15 protein-coding genes are annotated in these 14,595 nt (G+C 74.0%); 10 read left to right on the top strand and 5 right to left on the bottom strand.

What is annotated here, in order from left to right; translation table 11 throughout:
• Positions 1-127: 127 nt before the first annotated feature.
• From D1J63_RS31565 to mug, 7 genes are all read left to right on the top strand, one after another.
• Positions 128-1,018, top strand: coding sequence for an LLM class F420-dependent oxidoreductase (locus tag D1J63_RS31565; RefSeq protein WP_125633562.1), 891 nt, complete (start codon positions 128-130; stop codon positions 1,016-1,018).
• Between the two features lie 82 nt (positions 1,019-1,100).
• Positions 1,101-1,526: a GNAT family N-acetyltransferase gene (locus D1J63_RS31560; RefSeq protein WP_125633560.1), complete on the top strand. Its 426-nt coding sequence runs from the start codon at positions 1,101-1,103 to the stop codon at positions 1,524-1,526.
• 81 nt (positions 1,527-1,607) lie between these two features.
• On the top strand, positions 1,608-2,996 hold the full coding sequence (locus D1J63_RS31555) for a hemolysin family protein (RefSeq protein WP_125633558.1): 1,389 nt from the start codon (positions 1,608-1,610) through the stop codon (positions 2,994-2,996).
• Positions 2,993-4,006 carry a hemolysin family protein gene (locus D1J63_RS31550; protein WP_125633556.1) on the top strand — a complete coding sequence of 338 codons (1,014 nt, stop codon included), beginning with the start codon at positions 2,993-2,995 and terminating at the stop codon, positions 4,004-4,006. Before D1J63_RS31555 ends, D1J63_RS31550 begins: the two co-directional genes overlap by 4 nt.
• Positions 4,007-4,101: 95 nt before the next feature.
• On the top strand, positions 4,102-4,884 hold the full coding sequence (locus tag D1J63_RS31545) for an SGNH/GDSL hydrolase family protein (RefSeq protein WP_125633554.1): 783 nt from the start codon (positions 4,102-4,104) through the stop codon (positions 4,882-4,884).
• 85 nt (positions 4,885-4,969) lie between these two features.
• Entirely contained in the window at positions 4,970-6,412 is a 1,443-nt protein-coding gene (purB, locus tag D1J63_RS31540) for an adenylosuccinate lyase (RefSeq protein WP_102929533.1), read from the top strand.
• Positions 6,409-6,966 (top strand): G/U mismatch-specific DNA glycosylase, encoded by a 558-nt coding sequence (mug, locus tag D1J63_RS31535; RefSeq protein WP_164713254.1) that lies wholly within the window; start codon positions 6,409-6,411, stop codon positions 6,964-6,966. The genes purB and mug overlap by 4 nt, the downstream gene beginning before the upstream one ends.
• 9 nt (positions 6,967-6,975) lie before the next feature.
• On the opposite strand, the gene D1J63_RS31530 is transcribed toward mug, so the two are convergent.
• From D1J63_RS31530 to D1J63_RS31520, 3 genes are all read right to left on the bottom strand, one after another.
• The gene (locus D1J63_RS31530) at positions 6,976-7,416 is read right to left on the bottom strand and encodes a hypothetical protein (RefSeq protein ID WP_125633552.1); all 441 of its coding nucleotides are present in this window, start codon (positions 7,414-7,416) and stop codon (positions 6,976-6,978) included.
• Positions 7,417-7,484: 68 nt separating this feature from the next.
• Positions 7,485-8,210 carry an ABC transporter permease gene (locus D1J63_RS31525; RefSeq protein WP_125633550.1) on the bottom strand — a complete coding sequence of 242 codons (726 nt, stop codon included), beginning with the start codon at positions 8,208-8,210 and terminating at the stop codon, positions 7,485-7,487.
• A complete protein-coding gene (locus D1J63_RS31520) occupies positions 8,207-9,133 on the bottom strand; it encodes an ABC transporter ATP-binding protein (RefSeq protein ID WP_125633548.1) in 927 nt (308 codons plus the stop codon). Before D1J63_RS31520 ends, D1J63_RS31525 begins: the two co-directional genes overlap by 4 nt.
• 108 nt (positions 9,134-9,241) lie before the next feature.
• On the opposite strand from D1J63_RS31520, the gene D1J63_RS31515 reads away from it, so the two are divergent.
• The 3 genes from D1J63_RS31515 (at position 9,242) to D1J63_RS31505 (ending at position 12,328) form a co-directional block, all read left to right on the top strand.
• Positions 9,242-10,396, top strand: a complete 1,155-nt coding sequence (locus D1J63_RS31515; RefSeq protein ID WP_125633546.1) for a histidine kinase — start codon at positions 9,242-9,244, stop codon at positions 10,394-10,396.
• Positions 10,397-10,410: 14 nt separating this feature from the next.
• The gene (locus D1J63_RS31510; protein ID WP_125633544.1) at positions 10,411-11,073 is read left to right on the top strand and encodes a response regulator transcription factor; all 663 of its coding nucleotides are present in this window, start codon (positions 10,411-10,413) and stop codon (positions 11,071-11,073) included.
• Positions 11,074-11,173: 100 nt separating this feature from the next.
• On the top strand, positions 11,174-12,328 hold the full coding sequence (locus tag D1J63_RS31505) for an ROK family transcriptional regulator (protein ID WP_125633542.1): 1,155 nt from the start codon (positions 11,174-11,176) through the stop codon (positions 12,326-12,328).
• 331 nt (positions 12,329-12,659) lie between these two features.
• Here D1J63_RS31505 and D1J63_RS31500 read toward each other — a convergent pair whose 3' ends face one another.
• Positions 12,660-13,421 (bottom strand): GntR family transcriptional regulator, encoded by a 762-nt coding sequence (locus D1J63_RS31500; protein WP_125633540.1) that lies wholly within the window; start codon positions 13,419-13,421, stop codon positions 12,660-12,662.
• Between the two features lie 187 nt (positions 13,422-13,608).
• Positions 13,609-14,496, bottom strand: a complete 888-nt coding sequence (locus tag D1J63_RS31495) for an RNA polymerase sigma-70 factor (protein ID WP_125633538.1) — start codon at positions 14,494-14,496, stop codon at positions 13,609-13,611.
• Positions 14,497-14,595 lie beyond the last annotated feature (99 nt).

The following is a 14,595-nucleotide window of genomic DNA, read 5'->3' as shown; positions in this document are numbered from 1 at the left end:
CGCCGAAACGCTAGCAGCGGCAAGGCCGGCCGCCGGTCGTTCGACCGGTCGGCCGGGGCTTCCTGCCCGGCACGCGGAGGTGATTGACTCCTCGTGACCACAGGGCACCCGTGTGTGAGGAGAGTTCATGCCGCGTCCGTTCCGCTTCGGCGTCAACCTCATGAGCGCCGCCCCGGCAGACGAGTGGGACGCCAAGTGCCGGCGGGCCGAGGAGCTCGGGTACGACGTGATCCTGGTGCCGGACCACCTCGGCATGCCGGCGCCGTTCCCCGCGCTGGTCGCCGCGGCCCGGGCCACCGAGCGGCCCCGGCTCGGCACGTTCGTGCTCAACACGGGTTTCTGGAACCCGGCGCTGCTCGCCCGGGAGGTGGCGACCACGGACGCCCTGACGGGCGGGCGCCTGGAACTCGGGCTCGGCACCGGCTACGTACGCGCGGAGCACGACACCGCCGGCCTGGCCTTCGGTTCGCCGGGCGAGCGGGTGGACCACCTGCGGCGCACCGTGGAGGAGCTGGAGCGGCTGCTGGGCGACGCGGACCACCTGCCCCGGCCCGTGCAGCGGCCCGGGGTCCCGCTGCTGATCGGCGCGAACGGCGACCGGATGCTGGAGCTGGCCGCCCGGCACGCCGCCGTCGCCGCGTTCACCGGCGGGCGCACCGTGCGGGGCAGCTCGACGGGGCAGCTGGCCCCGCTCACCGCCGAGGAGCTCGACGAGCGCGTCGCCCGCTACCGGGAGCTGGCGGTGGACCGCGAGGAACCGGCGGAGCTGAACCTGCTCATCCAGATGGTCGTCGTCACCGAGGACCGGGCCGCCGCCGTCCGTCCCTATCTGGAGTACCTGCCCCACCTCACCCCCGGCCAGGCGCTGGAGCTGCCCATCTTCCTGGCCGGCACCCTGGAGCAGATCACCGCGCAGGTGCGGGCGCAGCGCGAGCGGTACGGCTTCACCTACCTGACCGTGCTGGAGCCGTCCATGGAGGCCTTCGCCCCGGTGCTGCGGGCCCTGCGCGAGGACTGACCGCCGCCGACTCGCGCACGGCGCCGGTCCGCATGCCGGAAATACCGCACCGGGGTCCGGCGCGCGTGGTGGGATCGCGGACATGAGTGATCTGCGCATACGGCCCGCCGGGCCCGAGGACCTGGACACCGTGCTGACCTTCTGGAGGACGGCCGCCGAGGGGACGAGCATCAGCGACGACCGGGACGGCGTGGAGCGGCTGGTGGCGCGCGACCCGGAGGCGCTGCTCCTGGCCGAGCGCGGCGGGGAGCTGGTGGGCACGGTGATCGCGGGCTTCGACGGCTGGCGCTGTCATCTGTACCGGCTGGCGGTGCACCCGGACCACCGGCGCCGGGGCATCGGCTCGGCCCTGCTCACCGCGGCCGACGAGCGGTTCGTCCGGCTCGGGGGGCGCCGCGGGGACGCGATGGTGCTGGTGCGCAACGAGCGGGCCCAGCATGCCTGGCGGGCAGCCGGGTACGAGCCGCAGGAGCAGTGGCGGCGCTGGGTGAAACCCCTCACCGGCTGAGCGTCCCCGAGCGAAAGGTTGAAGGGTTGAACATCGGGCGAACCTCCGGTTCCTGGTCGATCATGGATCCGAGGTGACCCGATGACGGAAGTGCTCCTGCTGCTGGTGGCGATCCTGCTCTCGCTCGCGTGCGGTGCCTTCGTCGCGGCCGAGTTCTCGCTGACCACCGTCGAACGGGGCGAGCTGGAGCGGGCCGCGGCGCGGGGCGAGCGGGGCGCGACGAGCGCCCTCAAGGGCGTACGGAACCTGACCTTCCAGCTCTCCGGCGCGCAGCTCGGCATCACGGTCACCAACCTGGTCGTCGGCATGCTGGCCGAGCCGTCGGTCGCGGCGCTGATCTCCGGGCCGCTGGAGGACCTGGGCATGTCCCGTTCGGCGGCCTCCTCGCTGGCGCTGGTGCTCGGCACGGCCCTGTCGACGGTCTTCCTGATGATCGTCGGCGAGCTGGTGCCGAAGAACTGGGCGATCTCCTCGCCGCTGGCCGTGGCCAAGCGGGTGGGCGGCCCGCAGCGCTGGTTCAGCACCGCCTTCCGGCCCTTCATCACCCACCTGAACAACACCGCCAACCGCGTCGTGCGCCGCTTCGGCGTGGAGCCCGCCGAGGAACTGGCCTCGGCGCGCGGGCCGCAGGAGCTGGCGGCGCTCGCCCGGCACTCGGCGAAGGAGGGCGCGCTGGAGCCCGACACCGCCGAGTTGTTCGTGCGCACGCTGAACCTGGCCGACCTGACGGCGCAGCAGGTCATGACCCCGCGGGTCCAGGTCGTGGCGCTGGAGGCGCGGGCGACCTGCCAGGACGTGGCGAACGCGACGCGGGCGACGGGACTGTCCCGGTTCCCCGTCTACCGGGAGACCCTCGACGCCGTGGTCGGCACGGCGCACGTCAAGGACGTCCTGGCGGTGCCCGCCGAGCGGCGGCCCGGGATGCCGGTGGCCGACCTGATGCGCGAGCCGTTGCTCGTGCCCGAGTCACTGACCGTGGACCGGCTCCTGGACCGGCTGTCCGGGCGGCGCACGATGGCCGTGGTGATCGACGAGTACGGCGGTACGGCGGGGGTGGCCACGCTGGAGGACATCGTCGAGGAGGTCGTCGGCCAGGTGCGGGACGAGCACGATCCGCACGAGACGCCCGACCTCGACCCGGCTGGCACGGACGACGAGGGACACGCCCTGTACTGGGCCGACGGCTCGGCACGCGTGGACCGGCTGGAGCGGCTGGGGCTGCGGGTGCCCGAGGGGCCGTACGAGACGGTCGCGGGGCTGATCGCGGCCGGTCTCGGGCGCATCCCCGCCGTCGGCGACCGTCTCGACGTGGCCGGCTGGCGGCTGGACGTCGTGGACGCCACGGGGCGCCGGGCGGCCCGGGTGCTGATGCACGCTCCCCTCGACGACGCGGCCGGTCCGGGCTCCGGCTCCGGCTCCGGCTCCGGCTCCGGCTCCGGCGGGGAGGACGAAGGGGAGTCCGGCCGGTGACCGCCGTACAGCTGCTGATCGGTCTGGCGACGCTGGTCGTCAACGCGTTCTTCGTGGGCGCCGAGTTCGCGCTGATCTCGGTGCGCCGCAGCCAGGTGGAGCCGTACGCCGAAGAGGGCGACGCCCGTGCCAAGCGCGTGCTGTGGGGGCTGGAGCACGTGTCGGCGCTGCTGGCCGCGGCCCAGCTCGGCATCACCCTGTGCACGCTGGTCCTCGGCATCGTCGCGGAACCGGCGATCGCGCACCTGCTGGAGCCGGTGTTCCACGCGATGGGTGTGCCGTCGGGCGCGGGGCACGCCGTGTCCTTCGTGATCGCCCTGGCGCTGGCGACGTATCTGCACATGCTGCTCGGCGAAATGGTGCCGAAGAACATCGCGCTGGCCGAGCCGGTCCGTAGCGCGCTGATCCTCGGGCCCCCGCTGGTGGCGCTGTCCCGGGCGCTGCGCCCGGTGATCTTCACGGTCAACGCCTTCGCGAACGGGCTGCTCAAGCTGCTCAGGGTCGAGGCGAAGAACGAGGTGGCGGCGACCTTCACGGACGCGGAGCTGGCGGAGATCGTCAAGGACGCCGGCGAGGCCGGGCTGATCGACGACCGGGCCCGGGAGCGGCTGCACGACGCCCTGGAGCTGGGCCGGCGGCCGGTGCGGGACGTGGTGCTGCCGCTGGAGCGCGTCGTCCACGCGCGCGTGGGCATCACCCCGGAGCAGCTGGAGCGGCTCTCGGCGCGGTCGGGGTTCTCCCGTTTCCCGGTGGTCGACGAGGGGCGGCGGATCGTCGGCTACCTGCACGTGAAGGACGCCCTGGACGCCTCGCCGCGGGACGTGCCGTTCCGGCTGCGGGACATGCGTCCCATCGCCCGGGTGCGCGAGCGCACCCCGCTGGACGACGTGCTCACCGCCATGCGGCGCAGCCGCACCCACCTGGCGGCGGTGCTCGGCTCGGACGGGCGGCTCGCGGGACTGGTGACCATGGAGGACGTGCTGCGGGAGCTGTTCGGGCAACGGACGTGAGCGGGGTCCGCGCGGACCCGGGCCGCGGACCCGGGCCGCGGGCCCGGAGGGTGACCGACCGGCGGGTATGTGCGGGGGATAGCATTTCCGTCGCCATGCAGACGAATCCCACGTACACCAGTCTCGTCGCCGTCGGCGACTCCTTCACCGAGGGCATGTCGGACCTGCTGCCCGACGGCTCCTACCGGGGCTGGGCCGACCTCCTCGCCGCGCGGATGGCGGCCCGCTCCCCCGGCTTCCGGTACGCCAACCTCGCGGTGCGCGGGAAGCTGATCGGGCAGATCGTCGACGAGCAGGTGGACGTGGCCGCGGCCATGGGCGCCGACGTGATCACGCTGGTCGGCGGGCTCAACGACACGCTGCGGCCCAAGTGCGACATGGCCCGGGTGCGGGACCTGCTGACCCAGGCCGTGGAGCGGCTCGCCCCCCACTGCGAGCAGCTGGTGCTGATGCGCAGCCCGGGCCGTCAGGGGCCGGTCCTGGAGCGGTTCCGGCCGCGCATGGAGGCGCTGTTCGCCGTCATCGACGACCTGGCGAAGCAGCACGGTACCGTGGTCGTCGACCTCTACTCGGCCCGGTCGCTGGCCGACCCCCGGATGTGGGACGTGGACCGGCTGCACCTGACCGCCGAGGGCCACCGCCGGGTGGCGGAGGCGGTGTGGCAGTCGCTCGGGTACGAACCCGAGGACCCCGAGTGGCACGCGCCGATCCCGGCGACGCCGCCGCCGGGCTGGACGGCGCGCAGGACCGCGGACGTCCGGTTCGCCCGGCAGCACCTGCTGCCCTGGATAGGCCGCAGGCTGACCGGCCGCTCCTCCGGGGACGGCCTGCCGCCCAAGCGCCCGGACCTGCTCCCCTACGAGGGCCCCGCGCGGTGATCCCCGGCGCCTCGGGCCCTTCGTAGCTTCCGACGAACGGCCCCGCGGCGCCGACCTGCACGAATCGCCAGTAGAATCCGTCCACGTGACTTCCGCTCCCGCCAAGCCCCGCATCCCGAACGTCCTCGCCGGACGCTACGCCTCCGCCGAGCTCGCCACGCTCTGGTCGCCCGAGCAGAAGGTGAAGCTGGAGCGGCAGCTCTGGCTCGCCGTGCTGCGGGCCCAGAAGGACCTGGGCATCGAGGTGCCCGACGCCGCGATCGCCGACTACGAGCGCGTCCTGGACCAGGTCGACCTGGCCTCGATCGCCGAGCGCGAGAAGGTCACCCGGCACGACGTGAAGGCGCGGATCGAGGAGTTCAACGACCTCGCCGGGCACGAGCACGTGCACAAGGGCATGACCTCCCGCGACCTCACGGAGAACGTGGAGCAGCTGCAGATCCGGCTGTCGCTCGAGCTGATCCGGGACCGTTCGGTGGCCGTCCTGGCCCGCCTGGGCAAGCTGGCCGGCGAGTACGGCGAGCTGGTCATGGCCGGCCGCTCCCACAACGTCGCCGCCCAGGCCACGACGCTGGGCAAGCGGTTCGCCACCGCCGCCGACGAGCTGCTCGTCGCGTACGGCCGGGTGGAGGAGCTGCTCGGCCGCTACCCGCTGCGCGGCATCAAGGGCCCGGTCGGCACCGCCCAGGACATGCTGGACCTGCTCGGCGGTGACGCCGGCAAGCTCGCCGAGCTGGAGCAGCGGATCGCCGGGCACCTCGGCTTCTCGCAGGCGTTCACCTCGGTCGGCCAGGTCTACCCGCGCTCCCTGGACTACGAGGTCGTCACCGCGCTGGTGCAGCTGGCGGCGGCGCCGTCGTCGCTGGCCAAGACCATCCGGCTGATGGCGGGGCACGAGCTGGTCACCGAGGGCTTCAAGCCCGGCCAGGTCGGCTCGTCCGCGATGCCGCACAAGATGAACACCCGCTCCTGCGAGCGCGTCAACGGCCTGATGGTGATCCTGCGCGGCTACGCCTCGATGACCGGCGAGCTGGCGGGCGACCAGTGGAACGAGGGCGACGTGTCCTGCTCGGTGGTGCGCCGGGTGGCGCTCCCCGACGCGTTCTTCGCGCTGGACGGCCTCCTGGAGACGTTCCTGACCGTCCTCGACGAGTTCGGTGCCTTCCCGGCCGTCGTGGCCCGGGAGCTGGACCGCTACCTGCCGTTCCTGGCCACCACCAAGGTGCTGATGGGCGCGGTGCGGGGCGGTGTGGGCCGCGAGGTCGCGCACGAGGCGATCAAGGAGAACGCGGTCGCCTCCGCGCTGGCCATGCGCGAGCAGGGCGCCGAGCGCAACGAGCTGCTGGACAAGCTGGCCGCCGACGAGCGCATCCCGCTGGACCGGGCCGCCCTGGACGCCCTGATGGCCGACAAGCTCTCCTTCACCGGCGCCGCCGCCGACCAGGTCGGTGTCGTCGTCGGCCGGATCGAGGAGATCGTCAAGCGCCACCCGGAGGCCGCCGGATACACCCCCGGAGCCATCCTCTGACCCGCTTCACCCGGGCCGAGCTGGAGGCCGCCCGCGACCGTCTCGTACCGGACGTCGTCGCGGACGGCCTCCGTGTGCTGTTCTGCGGCATCAATCCCGGCCTGATGACGGCGGTGACGGGCCACCACTTCGCCCGTCCGGGCAACCGCTTCTGGCCGGTCCTGCATCTGTCCGGGTTCACGCCCCGGCTGCTGAAGCCGTCGGAGCAGGGGCTGTTGCCCTCGTACGGGCTCGGCATCACGAACGTCGTGGCGCGGGCCAGTGCGCGGGCGGACGAACTGACCGCCGAGGAGTACCGGGAGGGCGGGCGGCTGCTGGTGGCGAAGGTGGCGCGGCTGCGTCCCCGCTGGCTGGCCGTGGTCGGTGTCACCGCGTACCGGACCGCTTTCGACGAGCGGAGGGCACAAGTCGGGCCGCAGGAGCGTATGTTCGGGAGTACCCGGGTGTGGGTGCTGCCCAACCCCAGTGGGCTGAACGCGCACTGGACGGCGGGGACGATGGCGGAGGAGTTCGCCCGGCTGCGGGTCGCGGCCCAGGCACGGCCGGGGTCGTAGGCGGGACGGTCACGGTGGTGCCTCCGCCGTGACCACCGCCAGCAGCCGCACCTCGTCCGCCCCGTCGCGGTCGGCGACGGCCACCGCGACCCAGCGGCCGGTGCCCGCCACCTCCCACAGGTACGCCACGCGCGCGTGGGCGCTCAGGGCGGCCCACGGCTCGGGTATCTCCTCCCGCTCGGTCCGCAGCAGGACCGTCTGCAGGTTCCAGGGGGCCGTCCGGCCCCAGCGCGGAGCGAGCCGTTCGTAGAGCGCGTCCCGCTCCTTCTCGTACTGCTCCACCGTCACCGCCCGCTCCGCCGGGTCGCGACCGCCGAGACCGTGGCTGCCCGCCAGCACCGCCCAGAAGCACCCGGGGCCCGCGAAGCCCTCGGCCGACGGGCCGTGCTCCGCCGGGAAGGGCCGGAAGCACAGCTCGTCGACGAGGGCGAGGTGCCGTGCGATGTCCATGTGTCCAGTAAACCCGCCGCCACTGACAATTGGCGGGGTGTCAGCCTGGCCTCGCCGGCCGCGCGTGCTCAGGCGTCCCGGCTGCGCAGTCGCCAGAACCCGGCCAGGAGGGCTGCCGCCGCCCAGAGCGCGGTCACCACGAGTCCGGTCCAGGGTCCCAACGTCCCGTCGTACGTCTGGTGGAGGACGATCTGACCCGCCTTGTCCGGCAGGAAGTCGGCGACGGTGCCGGCCGCGTCCCCGATCACGAAGGAGACGACGAGGATGAACGGGATCAGGGTGGACAGGGTGGCCACGCCACTGCGGAAGAGGGCGGTGAGGCCGGCCGCGAACAGGGCCATGAGCATGAGGTAGAGCCCGCAGCCCACGACGCCACGGACCTGCTCGCCGGCGGTGAGTTCGTCCGCCGCCGTGCCGAGGCCGGCCCGGGCGGCGAGCAGCGCGGCGAGTGCGGTGACCAGCCCCACCCCGAGGGCCGGTACGGCGACGACCACCAGCTTCGCCGCGAACCACCGGCCCCGCTGCGGAACCGCGGCCAGAGTGAGCCGGATCCCGTTGCCCTGGTACTCGCTGGAGACGACGACGGCTCCGAAGGCGATGGCCGCGATCTGGCCCGGCATGACCCCGGACAGGGCCGTGAACAGCGGATCGAAGTCCGGGTCGGAGGCGTCGGACGCCCCCGCCAGCGCGGAGAACGCCGTGGTGGCGGCGAACAGGGCCAGCAGGGTGCCGCACAGCGAGCGCAGGGTGAGCACCTTGAGCGCCTCCGCGCGGAGGACGGGCGTGAGGTTCATGGTCGGGCCTCCTGGGGCTGTGCGGTGAACTCGGTCTCGGTGGCGGTCAGGTCGAGGTAGGCCTGTTCCAGCGTTCCCTCGTCCGCGGCCAGTTCGAGGACGGGCACACCCGCGCCGGACACGATCCGGCCGATGTCCTCCACGCGCGCGTCGTGCACGGTCCAGTGGCCGGAGTCGTGTTCCACCGCGTCATGGCCGTGCCGGGCGAGTGCGGCCTTCAGCGCGGTCGCGTCCGGCGTCCGGACGCGGACCCGTGGCCGCACGCGCGCGTCAATGAACTCCCGCATGGGTGTGTCGGCCAGCAGGCGGCCCCGGCCCAGGACGATCAGGTGGTCGGCGAAGGACGCGGTCTCGTTCATCAGGTGACTGGAGACCAGGACCGTGCGCCCCTCGGCCGCCAGTCGGCGCAGCAGTTCCCGGATCCAGATGATCCCCTCGGGATCCAGCCCGTTGGACGGCTCGTCCAGCAGCAGCACTTCGGGATCGGCCAGCAGCGCGGCGGCGATGCCCAGCCGCTGGCGCATGCCCAGGGAGTACGTCTTCACCCGGCGGCGGGCCACGGCGGCGATGCCCGTCTCCTCCATCACCTCGTCGACCCGGCGGTGGGGGACGCGGTTGCTCGCCGCCAGGACGCGCAGGTGGTTCCGGGCGGTGCGCGAGCCGTGAGCGGCGTCCGCGTCGAGCAGGGCGCCCACGTGCCGCAGCGGTTCGTACAGGGTGGTGTAGGCGCGTCCGCCGACGGTCGCGGTGCCGGAGGTGGGCCGGTCCAGGCCCAGCACGAGCCGCATGGTGGTGGACTTGCCCGCGCCGTTGGGGCCGAGGAAGCCGGTGACGCGACCGGGGCGCACGGTGAAGGTGAGGTCGTCGACGGCTCGTCGGGTGCCGTACTCCTTGGTGAGGTTCCGGACGTCGATGCTGGTCATGGCAGCAGCCTGGCGGACCGCACCACGCGAGGGCCTCCCCCACCCGTGGAGCATGCCTCCCCCGTGCGGGGGAGCCCCGCTGTCGGTGCCGGGTGACACGATGACGGGATGGTTCGCCTGCTGCGCCCGCTGGTACGCGGGAGGACGTACACCCGGCTGCTGCACCTGTGGGTGCCGGTGGCCGCGATCAGTGTGTGGTTGTGGGTGGAACCGCGGCTGCCCTGGGTGCCGCTGCTCGTACTGGTGCCGGTGGGTCTGATCCCGGCGGTGCGGGTGGGCGAGGTGATGCAGGCCCGGCTGCTGCTGACGCCGGACGAGGCCGAGGCGGACTTCTCCACCCGGCCCGCCACGGCCTGGCGGGACCGCTGGCGGACCGTGCTGTGGCTGGAAATACGGACGCTGCTCGGCGGAGTGGCCGCCTACCTCTCGATCTGGCTGCCGATCGTGGCGTACGCCCTCGCCGCGCGCGCGGTGGGGCACGAGACCGAGGACCTGCCCGCCCTGTCGGGCGAGCCGCAGTGGGCGTACGGCCTGCTGGCGCCGCTCCCGCTCATCGCGCTGTACGGGGTGGTGGTCGGCCTCGGCGAGGTGCTGACCGCCGCCGCGCGCCGCCTGCTCGGCCCGTCCGCCGCCGAACGGCTCTCCGCCCTGGAGGAGCGCACCGAGCAACTCCTGGAACGCAATCGCATCGCGCGCGAGCTGCACGACTCCATCGGCCACGCGCTGACCGTCGCCGTCGTCCAGGCGGGGGCCGCGCGGGCGGCGAACAGCGCGGAGTTCACCGACCGGGCCCTGACCGCCATCGAGGAGACCGGCAGGGCGGCCCTGGAGGATCTGGAGCGGGTGCTCGGCGTGCTGCGCGAGTCGGAGCGGCCGGCCGGCAGCAGACCGACGCTCGCGGACGCCGGCCGGCTGCTGGAGTCCGCGCGGGCCTCGGGGGCCAAGGTCGACGCCGAGGTCGTGGGCCCGCTGGAGACGCTGCCGGGCCATGTCTCCCGTGAGGGCTACCGCATGCTGCAGGAGGCGCTGACCAATGTGCTGCGGCACGCGGGTGCCGTGCCCGCGCGCGTGCGCATCGAGGTGGCGGACGGCGCGCTCTCCCTGGACGTGCGCAACCCGCTGCCGGACGCGAGTGTCGCGCCGGGACGGGGCGGCGGGCTGCGGGGCATACGCGAACGGGCCGCGCTCCTGGGCGGCCGGGCGCACACGGGACCGGACGACGCCGGTGACTGGGCGGTGCGCGTCGAGCTGCCGCGGGGCTGATCTAGGCTGGCGAAATGCCGGTCAGAGTGCTCCTCGTCGACGACGAACCCCTCGTACGCGCGGGCCTTCGGGCCGTGCTGGAGGCGCAGCCGGACATCGAGGTGGTCGGGGAGGCGGCCGACGGAGCGGCGGTGATTCCGCTGGTGCGGCAGGTGCGGCCGGACGTGGTCGCCATGGACGTCCGGATGCCGCTGCTGGACGGCATCGAGGCCACGCGCGCGCTGCTGCGGACGGTGGCCGAACCGCCGAAGATCCTCGTGGTGACGACCTTCGAGAACGACGAGTACGTGTACGAAGCGCTGCGTGCGGGCGCGGACGGGTTCCTGCTCAAGCGCGCCCGCCCGGCCGAGATCGTGCATGCGGTACGGCTGATCGCCGAGGGCGAGTCCCTGCTGTTCCCCGCCTCGGTGCGGCAGCTGGCCGCCGAGTACGGCGACGGGGGCGGCAACCGGGCGGCCCGCGCGGTGCTGGAGCGGGCGCGGCTGACCGAGCGGGAGGGCGAGGTGCTGCGCCTGATGGCGCGGGGGCTGTCGAACGCCGAGATCGCGGTGCGGCTGATCGTCGGCACCGAGACGGTGAAGTCGCATGTGAGCGCCGTACTGGCGAAGCTGGGCGCGCGGGACCGCACCCAGGCGGTGATCACGGCGTACGAGTCGGGGTTCGTGGCACCCGGTTGAGGAACCGTCGCGGGCGGGGAAGCGGCGGACCGGAGCTCGCCGGGGGTCGGCGGGCCGAGTACCATCCGGCCAACACGCGCACTAGCTGGGAGGACGGACCTTGGCAGGCCTGACCGGCGGGGATCCGTCGCTGTTGCGGCGGATCAACTCCGCCGTGGTACTGCACGCGTTGCGTGCGACGGACTCCGCGACGCTGACCGAGATCACCCGGGTGACGGGACTCTCCCGGCCGACCGTCGAGGGCGTCGTGGAGGGGCTGATCGAGGCCGGCCTGGTCGTCGAGGCCGCCGCCGACGGGGGCACCGCCCGGCGGCAGGGCCGCCCCGCGCGGCGGTTCCGGTTCCGGGCGGAGGCCGGGCATCTGCTGGGCCTGGAGATCGGTCCGCACCGCGTCGCCGCGCTCCTGTCCGACCTGGACGGCCGGGTGATCGGCGCCCAGGCGAAGGACGTGGACGAGAACGCGTCGGCCGACGAGCGCCTGGAGCGGCTGCGCACGGCCGTCGCCGACCTGCTGCGCCGGGCCGGTGTGGCGCGCGGTTCGCTGCGGGCGGTCGGCGCGGCCACGCCGGGCATCGTCGAGGCGGACGGCACGGTGCGCCTGGGCACGGCGCTGCCGGGGTGGACGGGGCTCGGGCTCGGTGAGCGACTGAGCCGTTCCTTCAAGTGCCCGGTGCTGGTCGAGAACGACGCGAACGCGGCGGCGGTCGCCGAGCACTGGAAGGGCTCCGCCACCGAGTGCGAGGACATCGTGTTCGTGCTGGCCGGGCTCAGCCCCGGGGCCGGTGCGCTGATCGGCGGCCGGTTGCACCGGGGGTACGGCGGGGCGGCCGGGGAGATCGGCGCGCTGCACCTGCTGGGCCGGGACGTGACGCCGGAGACGCTGTTGTCGACCACGGACCAGCCGCTGCACCCGCTGGACGAGCAGGCCGTCGCCAAGGTCTTCGCCCAGGCCCGGGAGGGCGACGAGCGCGCCCGCGCGGCCGTCGAGCGCTTCATCCAGCGGCTGGTGCACGACGTGGCGGCGCTGGCGCTGGCGCTCGATCCCGAGATGGTCGTCATCGGCGGCTGGGCGGCCGGGCTGGACGGCGTGCTGGAGCCGTTGCGCCGGGAGCTGGCCCGCTACTGCCTGCGCCCGCCGCGGGTGGCCCTGTCCCTGCTCGGCGAGGCCGCCGTGGCCACGGGCGCGCTGCGGCTGGCCCTCGACCATGTGGAGGAGCAGCTCTTCGCGGTCGAGGGCGCGACGGCCCGCCGCTGACCCCGACGACGGCCGTACGGCCTGGTGGCACTGGGCGTGCGGCCCCGCCTCGGCCGCACGGGTGCCACCACGCTCGGCGAGGCGCCGGCACCCGTGCGGCCGTCGGGGACCGGCCCGGTGGACGTGCAGCCGCGAGACAGTGATGACACGCGCCGAAGCCGCCCGGCCCCGGCGGCGGGCGGTGGCCCGTCAGGGCGCGCTCTCACCGGTCAGCGTCAACACACGCGCCGGAGCGCCGGCGCCGACAGCCGGTGAGCACGCCCACCCGGCATGCGCAATCCACGGCCCACCCGGGGCGAGGCCCGCTGCGGCGGGTCGTGGGGCGGGGTGGTCAGGAGGCCTGGGTCTGGGGGCCGTGGTGGATCTCCACGTCGCCGAGGTCGCCGAACGTCAGCCGGCAGGTGTCCGCGCGGTAGGTGGCGACGGAGAGCGCGGCGGTGCGTCCCTCGGCGAAGTAGCGGGTGGTGACCACGAGGACGGGCGCGCCCGGGAGACGGTCCAGCTCCTTCGCGTCGTCCGCGCCGGCCGAGCCCAGCTCGACGGCGCTCTCCCGGCGCTCCAGTGCCCCGCGCTGCAGTTCACGCAGCACGGCACGCGCGCGTGCGGCGCCCGAGGGGGCGTCGATGGCGGGGAGGCCGGGTACCGAGGACGACGGGACGTACAGCAGTTCGGCGGCGACGGGCCGCCCGTGACTCACGCGCAGGCGACGGACGGTGTGGACGGGCTCGTCGCGGCCCGTCTCCAGGACGTCGGCCACGGCCGCGGGAGGTGCCGCGAGGGCGCAGTCGCCCGGTTGCCAGGCGTCGTCGGCCGTCCCGGGCCAGGCGTGCTCCCGGGTGTCGACGGCCACGCCGACGCGCGGCGGGGCCACGGTCGTGCCGACGCCGCGCCGACGCTGGAGCCTGCCCTCCAGTTCGAGCTGCTCCAGGGCCTGGCGCAGGGTCGCGCGGGCCACGCCGAAGCGGGCGGCGAGGTCGCGTTCGTTGGGCAGGATCTCGCCCACCTCGAACTCCGAGTCCAGGGCCTCGCTGAGCACGGTCCTGAGGTGCCAGTACTTGGGCTCCGGCACCGATTCCAACTGCGTGGTCCCCACCCTGTCCTCCGCAATCGCCGTGGTCCGGCGGCGTTTTGACGCCCTTGTTTATTAAAGGTTGTTGCAGTTCTCTGCGACCATAAAACGCCCCACCCCCTTGGTCAAGACCAATCCCGCGAACAGGACGGCCCCGGCTCCCGCCGGAGAACGGGACCGGGGCCGCGAGGTGACGGCGGGGCGGCGGGAGTCAGGTGGCGTCGGCCAGGGACACCAGTTTGTCCGGGTTGCGGATGATGTACACCGCCTGGATGCGCCCGTCGGCGACGTCCACCTGGACGACGGAATCGGGCTTGCCGCCGGAGCGGACCAGAGCGGCGGGGCCGCCGTTGAGCTCCAGGAAGTCGAAGGACATGTCGGGAATGCCCTGCCGGGCGACGCCGAACAGGAAGCGCCCCACCTTGTCGGAGCTCTCCAGCACGCGCAGCGGCGCCTTGGAACGGCCCCCGCTGTCGCCCACGAGCCGGACGTCCGGCGCGAGCGTGGCCAGCAGGCCGGCCAGGTCGCCCTCGACCGCGGCGGCGAGGAAGCGCTCGGTGAGGTCGCGGCGCAGCGCCGGGTCCACGTCGTAGCGGGGCCGCCGCTCGTCGACGTGCTTGCGGGCGCGTCCGGCGAGCTGGCGCACCGCGGCCTCGCCGCGCTCCAGCATGGCGGCGATCTCCGCGTACGGGTACCCGAAGGCCTCCCTGAGGACGAACACCGCCCGTTCCAGCGGCGACAGCGACTCCAGGACGACGAGGACGGCGAGGGAGACGGAGTCGGCGAGGACGGCCCGCTCGGCGGTGTCCGGCACCGCGTCCCCGAAGTCGGTGACGTAGGGCTCGGGCAGCCACGGGCCCACGTAGGTCTCGCCGCGCGACTTGACCTGGCGCAGCCGGTCGATGGCGAGCCGGGTGGTGACGCGCACCAGGTAGCCGCGGGGTTCGCGCACGGCGGCGCGGTCGGCACCGGACCAGCGCAGCCACGCCTCCTGGACCACGTCCTCCGCGTCGGCCAGGCGGCCCAGCATGCGGTAGGCGACGCCCAGGAGGACGGGCCGGTGTGCTTCGAAGACGTCGGTCGCGGTGTCGGTGCTCACCGCTCCATCCCAGCGGACGCGTCCCGCCGTGTCCAGGCGGAATCGCCCCCGCCCGAGGCCGACCGGCGACCGGGGGCTACCGGTCGGTAGCTCTTACTG

The sequence above is a fragment of the Streptomyces sp. KPB2 genome, from assembly GCF_003950055.1.
GTDB classification, from domain to species: Bacteria; Actinomycetota; Actinomycetes; order Streptomycetales; family Streptomycetaceae; genus Streptomyces; species Streptomyces salinarius.
The sequence above is the reverse complement of the archived record's forward strand: the minus strand, read 5'-3'. Positions and strand labels throughout refer to the sequence as shown.